This window comes from Microvirga sp. HS2, assembly GCF_055792805.1.
This window is the reverse complement of the sequence record NZ_JBVVAJ010000012.1, coordinates 44511-62781: the sequence shown is the minus strand read 5'-3', so window position 1 is coordinate 62781 and position 18271 is coordinate 44511. Positions and strand designations below refer to the sequence as shown.

Here is an 18271-nt window from a genome sequence, read left to right as displayed (position 1 = left end):
AGGACGACGACGGACGGCGCGATCAGGGGCAGGGTTCTGACATCGCGCTGGCTGCGCCCGCCGACGACATCCTTCGTCGTGGGGACAGGAGCAGTTGTGGTTGTGCCTACCATCTTGCTGACTCACGATCGGAACGGACGACCGGCGAGCATTCCGGCTCGCCGGCCGCATGGCACTGCGCTTACTTGGGATAGCCTGCCTGCTTCATCGTCCGCTCGGTGGAGCGTTGTGCGTTCTCCAGAGCCTGCTCGACCGTCTCCTGGCCCGCGAGGGCGGCGGCGATCTGCTGGCCGACCGCCGTGCCGATTCCCTGGAACTCGGGAATGGCCACATACTGAATGCCCACGTAGGGAACGGGATCCTTCGTCGGCTTGGTGATGTCCGCGTTGACGATGGAATCATAGACGATCTTCGCGAAGGGCGCGGCCTTCTGGTATTCGGGATTGTCGTAGGTCGACTTGCGCGTCCCGGGCGGGACCGCAACCCATCCGGCCTCGTTGCCGACCAGCGTGATGTAGTCCTTCGACGTCGCCCATTTCAGGAACGACTTGGCGGCGTCCGTCTTCTTCGACGAGGCCGGGATGGCGAGAGCCCATGACCAGAACCAGGCCGATCCGTTGCTGGTGACCTCCACGGGCGCGGGCGCGAAAGCCGTCTTGTCCGCGACCTGGCTTTCCTTCGGATTGTAAATGTAGCCCGCCGCCGACGTGGCATCGACCCAGATGGCGCAATGCCCGGTCGCGAACAGGGCGCGGTTCTCGTTGTGGCCGTTGGCCGTCGCTCCGGGAGGGCCATACTCCCTCATGTTCTTGACGTAGTAGTTGATCGCGTTCTTCCAGGGCTCTGTCGTGAGCTGCGGTTCCCATTTCTCGTTGAACCAGCGCCCGCCGAAGGCATTCACCATGGGGCCGATGAAGGCCATGTTCTCGCCCCAGCCGGGCTTGCCGCGCTGGCAGAAGCCATATTGCTCCTTGGATTTGTCGGTGAGTTTCGCGGCATACTCGGCGATCTGATCATAGGTCGGCTTGTCCGGCATCGTGATGCCGGCCTGATCGAACAGGTCTTTCCGGTAGAAGGTGAACGAACTCTCGGCGTAGAACGGCACGGCATAGAGCTTGCCGTTGGCGGACAACGCACTCTTCACGGTCGGGATGAGGTCGCCGTAATCGTAGTCGTTGCCCAGATCGTCGAGAGACACGAGCCAATTCTGCTTGCCCCAGATCGGCGCTTCATAAGACCCGATCGTGATGATGTCGAACTGCCCGCCCTTGGTGGCGATGTCCGTCGTCGCGCGCTGACGCAGAACGTTCTCCTCCAGCACGACCCAGTTCAGCTTGTTCCCGGTTACCTGTTCCCATTTCGGCGACAGGCGCTGCATGATGATCATGTCGGCGTTGTTGACGGTGGCAATTGTCAAGGTTTGACCTTGAGCAAACGCAAAGCTCGTGCCGGCGATGAAGCCGGCCATCGATAATAGGCCGATATTCCTGAACCGCATTGCTTCCTCCAAGACCGTGCTTTTTTGTTTTCGCAAATGCTCTCATGATCGATTTCTATCGTCAATCGCAGCATTTGTTATATAAAAGCTCACTTTTACTGGAGACTGCCTCACATCATATATTCTTCTTTATGTTTTTTACTTCCATACGTGAGAGGTATTGCTGTCTTGCGACCCGCCCTAGATATCGCCGCCGCGCCGGCTCGACGGTTGGCGGCGGTTGCGCCCGGCAGGCCGCGACGGGCGCTTCGGCGCGGACGGCCGATCCGCGTGATATGGTGGCGAATCGACGGAAGGCATTTGCACAGGACGGCCTCATGAAGAAGATCGGCTTTCTCTCGTTCGGGCACTGGTCGCCCTCGCCGCAATCCCAGACGCGGTCGGCCCGCGACGCCCTCCTCCAATCCATCGACCTCGCCGTGGCGGCCGAGGAGCTCGGCGCCGACGGCGCCTACCTGCGCGTCCATCACTTCGCGCGCCAGCTCGCCTCGCCCTTCCCGCTCCTGGCGGCGATCGGCGCGCGGACGAGCCGCATCGAGATCGGCACCGCCGTCATCGACATGCGCTACGAGAACCCGCTCTACATGGCCGAGGATGCGGGCGCGGCCGACCTGATCAGCGGCGGGCGTCTCCAGCTCGGCATCAGCCGCGGCTCGCCCGAGCAGGTGATCGATGGGTGGCGCTATTTCGGCTACGCCCCGGCTCAGGGCGAGAGCGACGCCGACATGGCGCGCCGCCACGCGGAAGTGTTTCTCGACGTCCTCAGGGGCGAGGGCTTCGCCGAGCCGAACCCACGCCCGATGTTTCCCAATCCGCCCGGCTTGCTGCGCCTCGAGCCGCATTCGGAGGGCCTGCGCGAGCGCATCTGGTGGGGCTCCGCTTCCAACGCGACGGCGGTGTGGGCCGCACAGCAGGGCATGAACCTCCAGAGCTCGACCCTGAAGGAGGACGAGACGGGCGAGCCCTTCCACGTCCAGCAGGCCAAGCAGATCCGCCGCTACAGGGAGGCGTGGAAGGAAGCCGGGCATGCCCGCGAACCGCGCGTCTCGGTCTCGCGCTCGATCTTCGCGCTGGTGGACGACCGCGACCGCGCCTATTTCGGGCGCGGCAAGGACAGCGACCAGATCGGCCTCATCGACAACATGCGCGCGATCTTCGGCCGATCCTACGCGGCGGAGCCGGACAGGCTCGTCGAGGAACTCAAAGCGGACGAGGCAATCGCGGAAGCCGACACGCTGCTCCTGACCGTGCCGAACCAGCTCGGCGTCGATTACAACGCCCACGTGATCGAGGCGATCCTGAAGCATGTCGCCCCGGCGCTGGGCTGGCGGTGACGGGCAGGCCGGGGATCACGCCCGCGAACGGTCCACGCGGCCTCTGTCGTCGCCGTCCCGTTCAGGACCCGGGAATCGACGTCTTGTCGGCCTTGGCCCGCGCGGGTTGATAGGGTCGGACCGAGTGGGTCTGAAGCCGCACGAGCGCGGCGCCCAGGCGGGCCGCCTCCTCGTAGCGGGTCTCGTCGTGCGGCGGCAGGTCGGATCGCCCGCTGGCGAGCGCCTCCGCCGTCGTCACCAGCCGCCGGAGCGGCTTGGCGAGCCAGGCCGCGAACAGATACAGCAGGACCATGCCGACCAGAACACCGGCGCCGAGCATGGTCCAGAAGGCCTGCGCGATGGACCGGATCGGATCGAGCACCGCATTGGTGTCGGCCCGCACGATGACGCTCCAGCCGAAACCGGGCATGTCCTTCCAGATCAACGGGACGACCACCGTCATGTAGTCGTTCCCGTCGCTCCATCGCTCGCGCAGCGAGACGGACGCGCCCTGCCCGGCGGCGACCGCCGATCCGACCGACAGGGTCGTGCCCTCGAGATCGGAGGGACCCGACAGAACCGCGCGGTTGCGCGAGACGAGGAGGACATCGACCCCCTGCCCTCTGAAGGCATTGAGCCCTTCCTTGATCAGCTTCCAATCGAAATGGGCGCCGATCACGCCGATCGTGTCCGCCTGACCGTTTCTGATGGGAGCCGAGAAGTCCACGAAGCGGCGCGGCTCGGGAGCGGCCGGGAGAAGTTTTTCGAGAAGCGCGGCCTCGTGCACGTCGGTCGCCGCAGGGCCGTTGAGGCCACGGCGGAACCATGGCCTCTCGGCGACGCTCGCCCCTTCGAGCAGATTTTGAGAGGCGGCGATCACCTTTCCCTCGGTATCGGCCACGCCGATCCATGTATAACGCCGGTCGACGCTGCTGAGCAGGGTGAGCTGACGACGGACCTCGTCGGGATCGTCCATGCTGGCGATGCGCGACATGGCTTCGACATCCTGCCAGAGGCGATACATCTGGCCTCCGAGCTGATGGGCGGCGATCTCTCCGAGCACCCGCAGACGGGCGGCGTTCGCCGCCTCCGCCCGTCGCTGCATGGCATCCGTGAACATCATGCCCGCCACGATGGCGGGCGCGAGCATCAGCAGGGCGCCGATCACGAACACGAGTGTTTTCAAGCTGACGCGCATGTCCGCGCTCCCTTGCTTCAAGCCTATCGAGACACGAGGCTGCGCATCCAGCCCCGGATCATTTCAGGAAGATCTCCGCGTCCGGCTCCCGGCCTGGCGTCGGCCGTGTGGAGCTTGCGCAGGATCCCGTCGCGCTGCGCGGGAGTCGGACGCAAGGAAAGATTGTAGCCGTCGCTCGTCTCCGCCGAGACGCGGACGGCGACGTCGCCGACCTCCGCCAGGGCGATCGTCCCCAATGCGCCGACCGGGAGACCGGACAGGCCGCGCACCCGTGCATGATCGACGCCCAGCTCGAGCACCCATGACGAGAGCCGTTGCCTGTCGACCGACAGCAGAGCCATCTCGACGGATTCGCGCTGGGGCCGGTTGACGCGAGGACGTTCGACGCAGACCAGCATGGTGACGGCGAGCACCAGCAGGTTGTAGAGCGTCCAGAACAGGATGACCCGGATGCCGTCCCCGGCCTTCGCGACATGGCTGAACTGCGCCGGGAAGAGCAGCGGCAGGACGAGCCCCAGCACGGTGAGCGCGAACAGGACGGCGAACGGCTTCATCATCGGCCATTGCACGATGGTCCTGGTCCGGTCGCCTCCCTTGGCGGTGACCCGGAACTTGTGCGGCCCCCGGGTCAGCAGGCCCATCGCGGCCGCGCGGGTGATCGGCCATGCGGCGATGAGCTGCGACACGTCGTTGAGCACGGGCCAGATCAGGCCGCCCGAAATCCAGTTCAGGGAGATGAGGACGGCGGCGTAGTACGGGAGGTAATAGGAGACGAGATCCGGCACGGAGGCGTTGACGACCACGATGCCGAAGAACCAGTAGAGCAGCGGACCGACGAGCGCGGCCAGACGGAACGGAAACGTCGTCGTCCAGAACAGCAGCGAGTCGAGAAGGCTCAGGCGCTGCATGAACCTGAGCTTGTTGAACCCGAGCGGGTTGTAGACGTTGCGCACGATCTGCATCAGCCCCAGGCACCAGCGCCCGCGCTGCACGACGTATTCGTGCAAGCCTTCCGGGGCGAGCCCTTCGGTCAGCGCCTCATTGAGATAGACCGTCCGATAGCCATGGCTGTCCAGCCGGATGGTCAGGAGGAAGTCCTCCGTCACGCTCTCCGTCGGCAAGCCGCCGATCTCGCGAAGCGCCGAAACGCGCACCATCGAGGAAGTCCCGCAGCAGACGGCCACGCCCCACGCGTCGCGCGACGGTTCGAGATGATCGAAGAAGAAGCGCTGCTCGTCCGGATAGGCGGACGCGATGTAGAGGTTGTGCTGGATTGGGTCCGGGTTGAAGAAGTGCTGCGGCGTCTGGACGAGGCCGACCTTGGGATCATGAAACAGCGCGACGACGCGACGGACGAAGTTGCGGTGCGGCACGAAATCCGCGTCGAGGACTCCGACGAAATCCGGCGCGTCCTCCTCCTTCAGGCGCTGGAGCAGGGTGTAGTTGATGTTGCCTGCCTTCGCGTGATCGTTCGTCGGCCGGGTTCTGTGCTCGGCCCCGTAGCGGCGGCAGACCTCGGTCAGCCATTCGCGGCGGCCGTCGTCGAGAACGAAAACGCGCAGGTTGGGATAGTCGAGCGCCTGCGCGCCCGCGAGGGTCCGCTCCAGAACCTCGAGCTCCTCGTTGTAGGTGGCGATGTAGAGATCGACGCGCGGCGGCGCACTCCCCCACCATCCCAGGTTCCGGTCGGCCTCCCCGCGGCGCTCCTTGCGCCGCATCAGGACCAGGTAGGCCAGCGTGGACGACACCAGGGCCAGAGCTTCGATGGTCACGAAGGTCCAGCCCGCAACCGAGTCCATCGTCAGCCCATTCGCCGGCACGGTTTCGGTGATCCGCCACAGCATGTAGCGCCAGCCCAGAAGGATCGTGAGGCCGAGCAGGAGCACCCGGATCCAGCCGACCTTCGGCGTTGCGTGGGGCAGCAGCAGCAGAGCGAGGCCGGCCACGATGGCGAGGCCGGCCAGGCTCGACAGATATGGGTCGAGAACGAGCATCTAGAATCCGAGATTCCCCAGCGACTGCCGGAGGCTCGTGAGGGGGCCGCCGGAGAAGACCACCCGCCCGGTGCGGCCGACGGCGCAGGTCAGATCCGGATCGCTGGTCAGCTCCGGAATGCTCAGCGCGACGTCGAAACGGGTCAGGTGCTCCGGGCTGGGACCGATGGCGAGCGTGGTGTAGAGGCTGGCCGCTCCGGATCCGCCGAGGCGGGTGATCGTGCCCTCGAAGACCCGGCTGTCGCCGTTGAGCCGGAACTGAGCCGGCATGCCGACCCTGAGGGCGGAATAGACCCGCTCGCTCACGCTGGTCGTGACCATGACGGCGGAGCAGTCGACGAACCGGACGAGATCCTGCCCCTGGTTGACGTGCTCTCCGCTGCTGGCGAGAAAGTTCCAGACGATGCCGGGGCTCTGCATCGAGAGCTCGGCCGCCGTCAGGCGATTGACGCGAACCCGCTCGGCCGTGATCTGCTCGGAGGCGAGGGTGAGACGGCTCCTCACGTTCTCGGCCTCCGCGTTCAATTCGGCCAGCCGGAGATCGAACTCGCGGATGCGCTGGATCGAGAACGGCGCGTCATTGTACGAATCGCCGATGTAGACGCCGTTCTGGGCCGAGGAGAGCTCCGACGAGAGATAGCTGACGCGCTCGCGAGCGCTTGCGATATCCTGCTGGGCGACATCGTGCTGGGCCTTGGCCTTGTCGAGGGTGATCGCGGTCTGGACGCCCCGCGAGCTGAGTTCCCGGGTCCGGTCCAAGGCGCTCTCCGCCTCCCGGAACCGCGCTTCCGCCGAGTTCAGGGCGGCCTGCGCCTCGGCGATGCGGGACCAGATCTGACGCACCCGCCCGTCCTGGTAGCTCTTCGCCTGATCCTGAAGGACCTTGCGGGCTCCGTCGACGGCCGTGGATTGAGCCTTGAGCCGGGCGAGATCCGCTTCGAGCGTGGAGCGGGTCCGCTCCAGGTCGATCAGGCGGGCCGTGTCGAACCGCTCGTCGGTGATGCGCACCACCGTCTCCTCGGGAGACACCTGAGCCCCGATCGTCCGCACGGAGAACTCGGCCATGCCCTGGATCGGCGCCCGGAGGACGGCGGTGCGGGCGTTGATCGTGGCATCGGCGCTCGTGCCCAGCAGATACTCTCCGATGATGACGTAAAGTCCGCCGAGGACGAGGATCGCCCCCAAAATAATGCGAAAGACCTTCATGATGTGGGCGCTGTTCCGAATTGACGACAGGGAGATTTTCAACAGGTCGCCCACACTCCGATACTGCGCCGCTTCTACGCGCACACTGGCCGAATCATTCCGGTAGGCAATTTGAGGAAAGGATACCTCCAAAGGGGTAGCCCTACAACTCAGAGTCGGTCCTGGTGACCAGGCCAATATCTCAGAGGAGGTCCGATACCCAGAGCACCAGCTCGGTCGCGGCCTTGCCGAAGGCGTCGTTGAGGCCCGCCGCCGCCGCTGGCGCGTCGGTGGCCTTGACCGGAACGCTCGCATGCACGACGCGCGCGCCGACGATCCGCCCGTCCGAGGATAGGACCTTGGCCGAGAACTCCACGTCGGCGTTTGGCTCCGGGAGCAGCTCCAGCTGAAAGCCGCGGATGTCGATCAGCAGCTGGTAGTCGGCGGTCAAGCCTTCCGTGGGATATGCGACGCCCTGCGAGTCATGCGCGTTCTCGAAGCTCTGGATGATCTTGGCCTGGAGGAGCTTCGGCAGGCTGTCGCTCCACTGCGCGTCCAGCGCGACGCTTTCGTCGGCTTTCGGCCGCACGAGGATCTTCTGCGTCTGGAACAGCGCGAGGGCGGTCGGCTCCGGAACCACGAGCTGCCCGCTCGCCCCCTTGCTCGGCGGGGAGAAGGCTGTCGGGGCGATCAGGTCATAGACCACGGCCGGCGCTTTGGGCGCGCCTGCGCCGCCCAGACGCTCCAGGGCCTCCATGATCCGGTCGAGACGGTCCGCGTTGCGCGCGAGCGCCTCCGAGAACGTCTGGAGATTGACAATGGTGCCGTGCAGCGGCTCCGCGTTGTCGGCGATGAGCGTGTCGAGGCGGTGCAGGGCCTCCCGCGCCGCCTGGCTCAGGTCCTGGCTCGCGGCCGGATCGGCCTTGAGCACGGGCGCGCCGTCCGTCGCGCTGGGGCGCGATCCCGCGGCGGTGCCCCCCTGGAGGGCGATGGACGGCGCGCCCATGAGCCCCTGAGACGCGAGGCCGACCTTGGTGTCGGCCCTGATGGGCGTCTGCGGATCGAGGGAGAGCGTGGCGATCACCTGGTTGGGATCGTCCGGATTGAGCCGGAGCTCGGTGACCTCGCCGGCCGGGATGCCGTTGAACAGGACCGGTGAACCCCGCAGCACCCCCGTGACGGGGCTCTCGAAGACGACCCGATAGGTTTGCCGTTCGCTGAACCCGCCGGCGCCGCGAAGCCAGTAGATGAAAGCGAAGCCCCCCGCGATCACGCAGAGCGTGAAGAATCCGATCAGAGAATATCGTGCCTTCGTCTCCATGATCCCGTCTTCACAGCCCCCTCGAGGCTATCGCGTACCGCCTACCGGACCCGGCTCATGGTGATCGAGACCTGAGACAGCTCGGTGCCCTGGGAGCGGATGCTCACCGCCTGCCGCGTGCCTTGAGGGGCCATGGCGATCCCGGCCGAGAAGCCGGGTCCCTCCGCGACGGCGTCGATCCGACCGGCCGAGATCCGGCCGGAGATCCTCCCTTGCGTGTTGCGCGTGGCCTCCAGCCATTGACCGGCGACGCGGCCGCCCTGGGCGTTGATGTCCGTCCTGAGCTCGAAGGTGTAGCTGTCGCTCGCGCACCGGAGGTTCTGCCGCAGGTTCGTGCCGGCGGACGCCACCGCGTACGTGGCCTGACAGCGGAGGCGCTCGGTGGTGCCGTTCGAGAGGGCGATCGTGCCGCTGCCGGACCACGATCCGGCAAAGCCGGAAAAGGGACTCGAAGAGGCGGCTTGGGCCTGCGCCGCCACCGGCGAGCCGCACAACAGGGCCACCAATGCGCCAAGAGGCAGATGGCGTGTGCGCGAAAGTGCGTTGAGCAGGCCCGCTGGCATGATCGACGTCCATGACGTTCGGACAGGAGAAGCGTAGCGCCGATGACGCGAATTGGCGAGGCGGCACGAGCGCACGGCGGCGGCAGGGCCGACACTCCTCTCCTCCCCCCTCTCCTGTCCTCGTGCGACAGGCGAGGCTTGGGCCTCCTCCCCCTTCCAGGGTATCGTCTCAACGAAATGGCTAAGCCATTGAGCTTCAATAAAGGAAAAGAGGAAAACGGAAGCGATCCGGGACTTGGCTACGGTCTGATGAACGGTCCTGCTGCCGTGCCGATCGACCTGCGATTCTCTGTCCAGGGCCCGATCCGGGGGCTCATGGAGGTCTCTCCGCGCTCGAATCCCCGGAGAGCCCCTTCCCGCTCGAACTGGTTAGCAGAGCGCAGGCAGAAACGTCTACAAACGATCCGTGAATCCTTCCTTTCACCCCCATCTCTTCGCCCCGGCGAAGCGGTTCCCTTGGGACAGGTCTCCCCCACGGACCGTCGGCATCGTGGGCGCGAGCTTGACGCCTGACGACGCGCGACCGGCGCGGAAACAAGCATCCGCCGCGGCGAGAAACCTGCCGTAAGGACACAGGTCCGATCTGCGCACCTTGGCAGCGCGGATCGGGAACCTCGAGCCATTCCCGCATCAGCGGTCCGCCCCGCTTCGGCACAGAGTTCAGCGGATGGGACGAAGAGCAACGCCCCTCCCCTGCCGGGATGATTCCGAGCACCCGCGCCAAGCGGTGAGTTGAGCCGCCCTCTGCCGGGACTCCGGGCTCGATCAGGATCGGTGCCTCGGCCAAAGCGCCAGACGGAATCGAATCGGATGAGCTCCCGTCATTGCCCTCCTCGCCATGGACCCGGCGGAGCGGTCTGCCGGAGAAGACAGGGCCGGGAAGGCGCTTCCTGATCCCGCCCCATCCGCCCGGTCCTTCAGCCACACAGAGATACCCGTAGAAAGGGATCCTCGTGGACTCCGAATGCGGCATGGTTCTTTCGGCTGCCCTGCCCGGAGCCTTCCGGCCCCGCCTCTCTGCGGCCGCACCCGATGGCGGAATTCTGGAGAATTGGGAGCCGGCAACAAGCGGCCTGCCCTACCCGGAGAAGAGAGCCCATCGCCACCCCGATCGCTTCTTTTGTTTCCCGCTTCGGACCAAAGGGCACCGGCGCTGCTCCATATTACTCCGCACAATACCGAGGGCAGGCGAACGATGGAGAACACAAAGCGGTCGACGCGCATGGGCGGGCCCGTCCCCCCTCCCCGATCCAGCGCGGCGGGCGTGAGATCTGGAGCCTTTTCGGCGGAGCGGATCCGGTTCGCCGACAATGCGGCGTCGCGGATGATGTCGAGCTGCGACGCGAGGAGAGCCCGAATGGCGCAGGGAGAAGGTCTTCGCATCCAACCAGTGCGGAGTTGTCCCTTTCGCTTTCGGTGTTGGGAGCTCCCAACATCGGCGTTGATACCTGCTCGCGGCGCGAACGCCCTCAACCGCCTAGCATCAGAAGCGCAGGCGAATCGAAGGAGCGAACGTGGTGGCAGCGGCATCATGCTCGGAGCCGCGACGCCATCGGATTTCGGCATCGCTCCCGTCTCGTTGTCGACGAAGGAACCACTCTCCTTCCCAATGAACCGGCGGCATGAGGATCCGACGATGCTCCAACCCGGCAGGCTAGGAACGACGCTCCGAGGCGCCGGAAACCCGACAAGGGCTGCGCCATGAGGCACACGCCTCCCGACAGGCCGTCACGTCGCAGATCCGGGTGCCGCTCCGGCTCAGGCATCTGCGAGGAAAGCCCATCGCGGCCGATGATCCAGCAAGCGCGTCCTTCGGGGAGACGCCGGAGGACCGCATGGATTCGCATCAAGGCGTCGTCAGCCATCCATCGTCCGGATGGGAAGGGTCGGCGCGCCCGGCATTCAGGATGAAGCCCCCGTCGCCCTGAGCCGATATCCGCGCCGCTGCTTGCGCTGCAGCCATAGCGCCAGGGCTGCCGCCGCCCGCTCGGGCGTGTCATGCAGCTCGATCTTGCGCTGTCCGGACGTTCCGATACGACCCCATTCACGGACGAGCGCGGCATCGCCGAACAGGCTCGCCTGGATCGACAGCATATAGAAGCGGGCCATGTTTGCGCCCGGATCGCAGCGGTCGAGAATGAGGTATTGAATCGTGTCCTGAGGCATGCCGCAATGTCGCGCGGGCCCCGAATCGGATCCAATTCAAAGGTTGAATCCGTTACGCAGCAACCGATTCACGCCGCTGATGGGTGCCGGGTTCTCAACAGGTAAATGCCGTTGGGACCTCCCAACCGACTCGACTCTCGAGCCGAATCGAAGAATCCATTAACCTTTACGGTAGTAGGCGTGTATTTGTCGATTTGCCGTAAATGAAAGGACCGCCGTGAAACAGCAAGCTGTGCGATCAGACGCTGCAATGCCGTCTCCCGAATCGGGCTCTGCCATCGGCGAGCACGCTGCGATCCTACGCTCGCAGCTGCAAGCGATGGCAGCGGCCTTTTACCCCCCCAGCGCAGAGAAGGTTCTGCGCCGTTTCTCGTCCGGCGAGGCCGCGAAGATCCTCGGGATCTCCGACAGCAGGCTCCGACAGCTCTCCATCGAAGGCCAGGGCCCTCAGCCGGAGGTCACCCAGCACGGACGCCGGTCGTATTCGCTGGCAGATCTTCACGCGCTGCGCGACTTCTTCGACGAGACGACAAAATCGGGCCGGAAATTCTCACCCCGCCGCCAGGGCGACGAGCATCTCCAGATCATTTCCGTGGTCAATTTCAAGGGCGGTTCGGGCAAGACCACGACCTCGGCGCATCTTGCCCAATATCTCGTTCTCAAGGGCTATCGCGTCCTCGCCGTCGATCTCGACCCGCAGGCCAGCCTGTCGGCCCTGCACGGCGTGCAGCCTGAGATCGACGTCGGCCCGGGAGAAACCCTTTACGGCGCGATCCGCTACGGCGAGGAACGCCGCCCGCTGTCCGAGATCATCCGCCCGACCTATTTCACCGGCCTCGACATCGTGCCCGGCAACCTCGAGCTCATGGAGTTCGAGCACGAGACGCCCAAGGCGCTCACGTCGCGCCAGCGCGATCAGCTCTTCTTCGAGCGGGTCGCCAAGGCCCTCGATTCCGTGGCCGACAATTACGATGTGGTCGTGATCGACTGCCCGCCTCAGCTCGGGTTCCTCACGCTCTCGGCTCTGTGCGCGGCGACCTCGCTGCTCATCACCGTCCACCCCCAGATGCTCGACGTCGCCTCCATGTCGCAGTTTCTCGCGATGACGGACGACCTTCTCGAAGTCGTGCGCGGGGCAGGGGGCGTGATCCGCTACGACGCGCTGCGGTATCTGATCACCCGCTACGAGCCGCAGGACGGGCCGCAAACGCGCATCACCGCTCTGCTGCGCAATCTCTTCGGAGACTCGGTCCTCACCAGCCCCATGGTGAAATCGTCCGCCGTCTCGGACGCGGGGCTCACCAAGCAGACGCTTTATGAGGTCGGCCGCGAATCCATGAACCGGCAGACATACGACCGGGCCGTCGAGGCGCTCGATGCCGTGAACGGCGAGGTCGAGGCGATGATCCGCAAGGCATGGGGACGCGCAGCATGAGCCGCAAGACAGCAATGGATGCCATCTTCTCGGCATCGGTCAAAGCTCCCGAGAAGTTGGGAGCTCCCAACGATGCTCCTCAGACGCCGTCCGCGCCGCGCATCCGCAGCGGCGCGATCGCCGCGATGGGCGCCTCGCTCCAGCAACTGACGGATATCCGCGACCAGGTGGAATCCGGATCCGCCATCATCGAGCTGGACCCTGTCCTGATCGACGGATCCTTCGTGTCCGACCGCATGGCCGACGCCACGGACGCGAGCATCGATGCCTTGGCGGAGAGCATCCGGGAAAGCGGGCAGCAGGTGCCGATCCTGGTGCGTCCGCATCCGGACGCCCGCGACCGCTATCAGATCGCGTTCGGCCACCGACGGGTGAGGGCGGCCCGCCGGCTCGGCATCAAGGTCCGGGCCGTCGTGCGCGACCTCACCGACCAGGAACTCGTCGTCGCCCAGGGCAAGGAAAACCTCGATCGGCGGGACCTTTCCTTCATCGAGAAGGCCTTCTTCGCGCTTCATCTCGAAGCCCTCGATTTCGACCGCGCCGTCATCATGCAGGCGCTGTCCACCGACAAGGGCGACCTGAGCCGCTACATCGCGGTCGCGAAGTCGGTTCCCGAGAATATCGCAAGCGCCATTGGTCCCGCTCCGAAAGCGGGCCGGGCGCGTTGGATGGCGCTCGCGGATGCGCTGGCGACGGGCCCGGCCCGGAAAGCCGCCGAGACCGCGATCGCCGAACCGTCCTTCGCAGGTCTCGATACCGACAATCGCTTCTCCCGCGTGCTCTCGGCCGCCACGAAGAAGCCGCCCGTCGAGAGCCCCCAATCCGGCAGGGGAGGGGCCGAGATGATTTCAACCGTTTCTGGTCGGAAGGTCGCCAAGGTCAATCGCACCGGACGCGATCTGAAGATCAGTGTCGATAAGGGGTTTGACGCGGACTTCGCGGCATACCTTGTCGAGCAGCTTCCAGTCCTGGCCGAGGCCTATGCCAAGGCGAGGGAGGAGGGGACTTCGTGATGTAACCGCGGCAAAGCAAAAGGCCCCGAGGTTTGGCGACCTCGAGGCCTTTGGATCTCACCACTGGGTGGCGAGGATAAGTCACACCATTCTTATCCACCCAGACGAATCGCGTGTCAAGACACCGGTCCGGTGAACGGTCCCGCTTTGCCCTCGATAAGGAGGGTGTGGTGCAAATTGCATCGACAGGAGGCCGGCGGCTGGTTCATGCCGCTCTGGTCGCGAAGAAGCTCGCCCTGGAGGCGGGCAGTACAGTGACGCGCAAGGAGCTCTCGGCGGCGGCCCGCGACGCGGAGAAGGCGCTCGCCTTGCGCCCCGCGCAGCGCCTGGTGCTCTCGGAGCTCGTCGCTTGCTGGGGCGAGCAGGAATGGGAACGGCTGCTGGTGTGGCCGTCCAACGATTATCTGGCGAGCCGCACGGGCCTGAACGACCGCTCGATCCGGCGCATCCTGGCGCAGCTCACGGATCTGAAGCTGATCGTGGCGAAGGACTCGCCCAACGGGAAACGGTTCGCCATCCGCGACATGGCAGGCGCCATCGTGGACGCCTATGGTTTCGACCTCACCCCGATCTATGCGAGGCGAGGGGAGTGGACCACGATGCTGGCCGAGCAGAAGGTCATGCGCGACATCCGCAAAAGAGCCTACGACGAGGTCACGATCGCCCGGCGTGCCACGGAGGAGGCCCTCAGCGCCCTCGCGCAGCATTTTGCGGCCGTGGATCGCTCCGATCTCGAAAAGCGCTACACGGAGCTTCTGAAGCGCACCCCGGCCCGATCGACGGAGGAGCTTCCCCGGGACCTGCTGCACGACTGGCAGAGCTTGAGGCATCTGGCCGAAGAAATGTTCGATCAGACCGGCAATGGCGGACTCGGAGTCCGACACAGAGAAACAGAGAAAGAATCTCCCAGGGAATCTTGTACAAGGCGCGTCCGCAAAAAAGCCGAAGCCATCCCTTCGAGCATGCGTCCAACGGCTCCTCTCCCTCCGGGATTGGTCGTCGAGGCCTGCCCGGTCATCGCCGATTACGGACGACCGATCCACGACATGGGTGATCTTGTCGGAGCAGGGCGCTATCTGCGTGCATCGCTCGGCGCTCATGAAAGCGCATGGAATGAGGCCGTCGCCGAAATCGGTCCCGTCAACGCAGCGGCAGCGGTCGTCTATGTCCTGCAGCTCTGCGATGACGATGCTGCGGTCGGAGAATCCCGGATTCACAATCCCGGGGGCTATTTCCGAGCTCTCGTCCGGATGGTGAAAGGCGGGACACTCAACCTTGAAATGGAGCTCCAGGCGATGCGCAGGCGGAGAATGAGCTGAGGCATGCGAAGAGTCAGGCGAAAAGACGGAACGAACCTCACTCTGGATCGGGACCGCAACCATCCGATGACGGAGCAACCGGGACAAGTCCGGCCGGACATCGCTTTATCTCCGCACATGGCAGGTGACGGGCGGGAGGGACAGAGCGTCTCGTGGACGGGCGAACAGAGCCTCATTGGGAGTTACAGGATCCTTCAGCGCCGTCGATGTCGGTCCGGAGCGCGGATCGGCCCTATGCGGCGCCCGGATCCGGTCGCTCTGCCATGGTTTTCGAAGAACTTTCACCATCATCCATCACCGTAGCAAAGCCTTGCTTTGCTTCCTCTCGTTAAGCTATAGCTTGAAGCATCAATCATTTAGATGCGGGATCGAAGCGTGGCATTCGTTGGCAGGGGGGGTGACTTCGATGACGAGGAGTGGTCAGGCTCCCGTTCCTACGCGCTGCCGGAGCTGCCCTGGGAAACGATCGCCGGCAGGCTCGAGCAGGTCACGGTCGGCATCCTTCGCTTCGATGCCCGCCTGGAGGCGAGTGGGCTCTCCGCCGGCTGGCAGTCGCGTTGCGACACGACGGAGGCCGTGCGGGCACTGATGCTCGACGGACAATTGGTCGAGATCGGCGATCTGGTGCTCCACGATGCCGGCATGGATATCCGTCATCCCACCCACGAGCTGACGCGCGCGGCCACGACCCTGCGGGCCCGGCGAACCGCGCTCGCGCGTCCGGCCCCCTGGCCGCTCTCCATCGACGGGCTGGCGGCCCTGCGCGGCATCGCGCCCGGGCGAGGGGAGGGGGATCGCAAGCGGGCGAAAGGCATGCCGGATACGCAAGACGACGAGGCCTATCCGCCCTTCGCCAACGATGCCGATCCGTGGAAGGTGCATTTCGCCGAAATCGACGCTCTGCTCGAGCGCACCGACAAGGTGCTTGCCGGCGAAACCCCGCTGCTCCGGAGCCGGTCGCACCTGGTCTATGACCCCGATCTCGACGAAGCCGAGAACGAGGATCTCTGGCTCGATGTCGTGAAAAGAACCGCTCACTGGCCTGCCGTCGCCGCCGCCGCCATCGCCTGGGATGCCTGGCTCGATCTCGGCCTCTACACCCGCCTGCCGTGGCTCGGCCTGATCATGGCTGGAGCGGTCCTGCGGGCCCGCGGCCTGACCGGCCATCTGCTCCCCCTCGCGGCTGGGTTCAAGCAGTCCAAATTCCGGCCGCAGGGCCGGGAAGGCGCGCCTGAAAAGCTCGAAGGCTTCTGCACGGTCGTGGAGGAGGCGATCGCCATCGGCAACCGGGATCTCGACCGCCTGATCCTCGCCCGCGAGTTGATGCAGCGCGTGACCAGGGAATGCCGCTCGAACTCCAAGCTGCCCGAGCTGGTCGAGCTGTTCCTGTCGCGCCCGCTGGTGACGGTGCCGCTCGCCGCCAAGCTCCTGAAGGTCACGCCCAAGGCGGTCGATCTGATGCTGGCCCAGCTCGGCGGCGCGCTGCCCCGTGAGCTTACCGGCCGCACCCGCTATCGCGCATGGGGGATCGTGTAAGGCTCGTCAATCTCCGTCCGCATCCCGATCCGCCGACGAGACATTCACGCACCGGGCCGCTATGAGGGATGCCCGCCGATCCCATCCGTCGCCAACATCGCCCAGCCGATTGGACCCTCCTTGCACCCATGTTGACCCTGGAACGCCCCACCACGCTCGAACAAATCATCAAGAAGAGCCGGTTCATCGCGACAGCTGGCCCGGTTGCGAGCGAGCAGGACGCCAGGAACTTCATCGCCGCGCATTCGGATGAGGGGGCCAACCACAATTGCTGGGCCTGGAGGCTCGGCCAGAGCTATCGCTGCAGCGATGACGGCGAACCCAGCGGCACGGCCGGCAAACCGATCCTTCAGGCGATCGACCGGCTGGCTCTCGACAATGTCGCCGTCGTCGTCACCCGCTGGTTCGGAGGCGTTCTCCTCGGAAGCGGCGGTCTTGTCCGGGCCTATGGCGGAACCGCTGCGGCCTGCCTGCGGGCGGGGCCGTTGGTCGACGTCATTGCCGTTCAGGAGGCCATGATCGTCGTGGCGTTTTCCGATCTGGCTCTGGTGAAGGCGCGGCTGACGGGCACCCCAGGGGTTCGGATCCGCCAGGAGAGCTTCACCGAGACCGGCGCAACGCTGATCGTCGACCTGCCCGAAGCAGACGCCCTATCCATCGTCCGGATGATCACGGACATCACCAGCGGTCGGGCATCGGTCAGGATGGATCCGTCAATGTCCTCTTAGCGAATAATCGGCAACGATCATCCGGGATCGGGCGGCAAGGGAATGCGCGTCCTGAGACCCTCAGCGCTTGGTCATGAACGCCTTCACCCGCTCGACATAGCCCGGATCCTGTCCGGCCTCGCGCTGCAGGTCGCGTTCCAGGTCGAGCTGATCGTCAAGGCCATTCGTCCCGGAGGCTTCGAGCGCCTGCTTGATCAACGTCAGGCCGAGCGTCGGCTTCGATGCGAGGCGCGCGGCGATCGTCCTGGCCTCGGACAACAAGACCTCGTCCTCATGGACTCTCCAAATGAGCCCCCATGCCTCCGCCTGTTCCGCCGGGAGCGGTTCTGCGAGCAGGGTAAGGGCCCTGGCGCGGGCCGTCCCGATGGTCCGCGGGAGAAACCAGGTCCCGCCGCAATCGGGGACGAGGCCGAGATTGGAAAACAACTCGAGGAAGCGCGCCGAGCGCGCAGCGACGACGATATCGCAGGCCAGCGCGATATTCGCGCCCGCGCCGGCAGCGACGCCGTTGACGGCGGCGATGACGGGACAGCGGAACGAGCGCAGCCGCCGCACGAGCGGATTGTAGGAGCGGTCGAGGCTCGCTCCAAGGTCCGGCGCCGATCCGTCCGGACGAACCCGGTCCGCGAGATCCTGTCCCGTGGAGAAGGCGCGCCCCGCGCCGGTGAGGATCACGGCCCGGCAATCCGCATCCGCGTCCGCTTCATCGAGGGCAGCCATCAACGCCTCGTGCATGGCGATGTTGAAGGCGTTCAGGCGCGCGGGCCTGTTGAGCGTCAGGACGCGATAGCCCTCGCCCCGTTCCGTCAGGACGGGGGCGGCCTCTGCAGCGGATGGATCAGGAATATCGTTCGACATCGCGAAATTCGAGCTCGACAGGGGGAAGGGAACAACCCATTCGGGTGCCGTCACTCTAGCGGAGCCGCTGCGGGGAAACGGCATAAACTGTTCCGCACAGCGGAATAGTTTTCCGCAATTTTGCTTGACCCTTCCCCGGGCCGA

At 65.5% G+C, this 18271-nt stretch carries 14 protein-coding genes; 6 read left to right on the top strand and 8 right to left on the bottom strand.

Features of this window, described 5'->3' with window-relative positions:
- Positions 1-181: 181 nt before the first annotated feature.
- Complete coding sequence (locus ACS5Q0_RS12840) at positions 182-1498, bottom strand: ABC transporter substrate-binding protein (protein ID WP_473127031.1); 1317 nt, start codon at positions 1496-1498, stop codon at positions 182-184.
- 317 nt (positions 1499-1815) lie between these two features.
- Between ACS5Q0_RS12840 and ACS5Q0_RS12835 the strand changes: the two genes are divergently transcribed.
- Entirely contained in the window at positions 1816-2832 is a 1017-nt protein-coding gene (locus tag ACS5Q0_RS12835; protein ID WP_473127030.1) for an LLM class flavin-dependent oxidoreductase, read from the top strand.
- Positions 2833-2893: 61 nt separating this feature from the next.
- Here ACS5Q0_RS12835 and ACS5Q0_RS12830 read toward each other — a convergent pair whose 3' ends face one another.
- The 6 genes from ACS5Q0_RS12830 to ACS5Q0_RS12805 all read right to left on the bottom strand — a co-directional run bounded on the left by ACS5Q0_RS12830 (position 2894) and on the right by ACS5Q0_RS12805 (position 11238).
- Entirely contained in the window at positions 2894-4009 is a 1116-nt protein-coding gene (locus ACS5Q0_RS12830; RefSeq protein ID WP_473127029.1) for a cache domain-containing protein, read from the bottom strand.
- A gap of 23 nt (positions 4010-4032) precedes the next feature.
- Complete coding sequence (locus ACS5Q0_RS12825) at positions 4033-6003, bottom strand: glycosyltransferase family 2 protein (protein ID WP_473127028.1); 1971 nt, start codon at positions 6001-6003, stop codon at positions 4033-4035.
- The gene (locus ACS5Q0_RS12820) at positions 6004-7209 is read right to left on the bottom strand and encodes an HlyD family secretion protein (protein ID WP_473127027.1); all 1206 of its coding nucleotides are present in this window, start codon (positions 7207-7209) and stop codon (positions 6004-6006) included.
- A 181-nt stretch (positions 7210-7390) separates the two neighbouring features.
- Positions 7391-8509, bottom strand: coding sequence for an ABC-type transport auxiliary lipoprotein family protein (locus ACS5Q0_RS12815; RefSeq protein ID WP_473127026.1), 1119 nt, complete (start codon positions 8507-8509; stop codon positions 7391-7393).
- Positions 8510-8550: 41 nt separating this feature from the next.
- A complete protein-coding gene (locus tag ACS5Q0_RS12810) occupies positions 8551-9072 on the bottom strand; it encodes a hypothetical protein (protein WP_473127025.1) in 522 nt (173 codons plus the stop codon).
- Between the two features lie 1902 nt (positions 9073-10974).
- Positions 10975-11238 carry a WGR domain-containing protein gene (locus ACS5Q0_RS12805; RefSeq protein ID WP_473127024.1) on the bottom strand — a complete coding sequence of 88 codons (264 nt, stop codon included), beginning with the start codon at positions 11236-11238 and terminating at the stop codon, positions 10975-10977.
- A 250-nt stretch (positions 11239-11488) separates the two neighbouring features.
- On the opposite strand from ACS5Q0_RS12805, the gene repA reads away from it, so the two are divergent.
- The 5 genes from repA (at position 11489) to ACS5Q0_RS12780 (ending at position 17269) form a co-directional block, all read left to right on the top strand.
- Positions 11489-12673 (top strand): plasmid partitioning protein RepA, encoded by a 1185-nt coding sequence (repA, locus tag ACS5Q0_RS12800; RefSeq protein WP_473127101.1) that lies wholly within the window; start codon positions 11489-11491, stop codon positions 12671-12673.
- Positions 12670-13686 carry a plasmid partitioning protein RepB gene (repB, locus tag ACS5Q0_RS12795; RefSeq protein ID WP_473127023.1) on the top strand — a complete coding sequence of 339 codons (1017 nt, stop codon included), beginning with the start codon at positions 12670-12672 and terminating at the stop codon, positions 13684-13686. Before repA ends, repB begins: the two co-directional genes overlap by 4 nt.
- 170 nt (positions 13687-13856) lie before the next feature.
- The gene (gene repC / locus ACS5Q0_RS12790; RefSeq protein WP_473127022.1) at positions 13857-15005 is read left to right on the top strand and encodes a plasmid replication protein RepC; all 1149 of its coding nucleotides are present in this window, start codon (positions 13857-13859) and stop codon (positions 15003-15005) included.
- Between the two features lie 375 nt (positions 15006-15380).
- Complete coding sequence (locus ACS5Q0_RS12785; protein WP_473127021.1) at positions 15381-16541, top strand: RHE_PE00001 family protein; 1161 nt, start codon at positions 15381-15383, stop codon at positions 16539-16541.
- 128 nt (positions 16542-16669) lie between these two features.
- Positions 16670-17269 carry an IMPACT family protein gene (locus ACS5Q0_RS12780; protein WP_473127020.1) on the top strand — a complete coding sequence of 200 codons (600 nt, stop codon included), beginning with the start codon at positions 16670-16672 and terminating at the stop codon, positions 17267-17269.
- 60 nt (positions 17270-17329) lie between these two features.
- Here ACS5Q0_RS12780 and paaG read toward each other — a convergent pair whose 3' ends face one another.
- Positions 17330-18127: a 2-(1,2-epoxy-1,2-dihydrophenyl)acetyl-CoA isomerase PaaG gene (paaG, locus tag ACS5Q0_RS12775; protein WP_473127019.1), complete on the bottom strand. Its 798-nt coding sequence runs from the start codon at positions 18125-18127 to the stop codon at positions 17330-17332.
- Between the last annotated feature and the right edge of the window lie 144 nt (positions 18128-18271).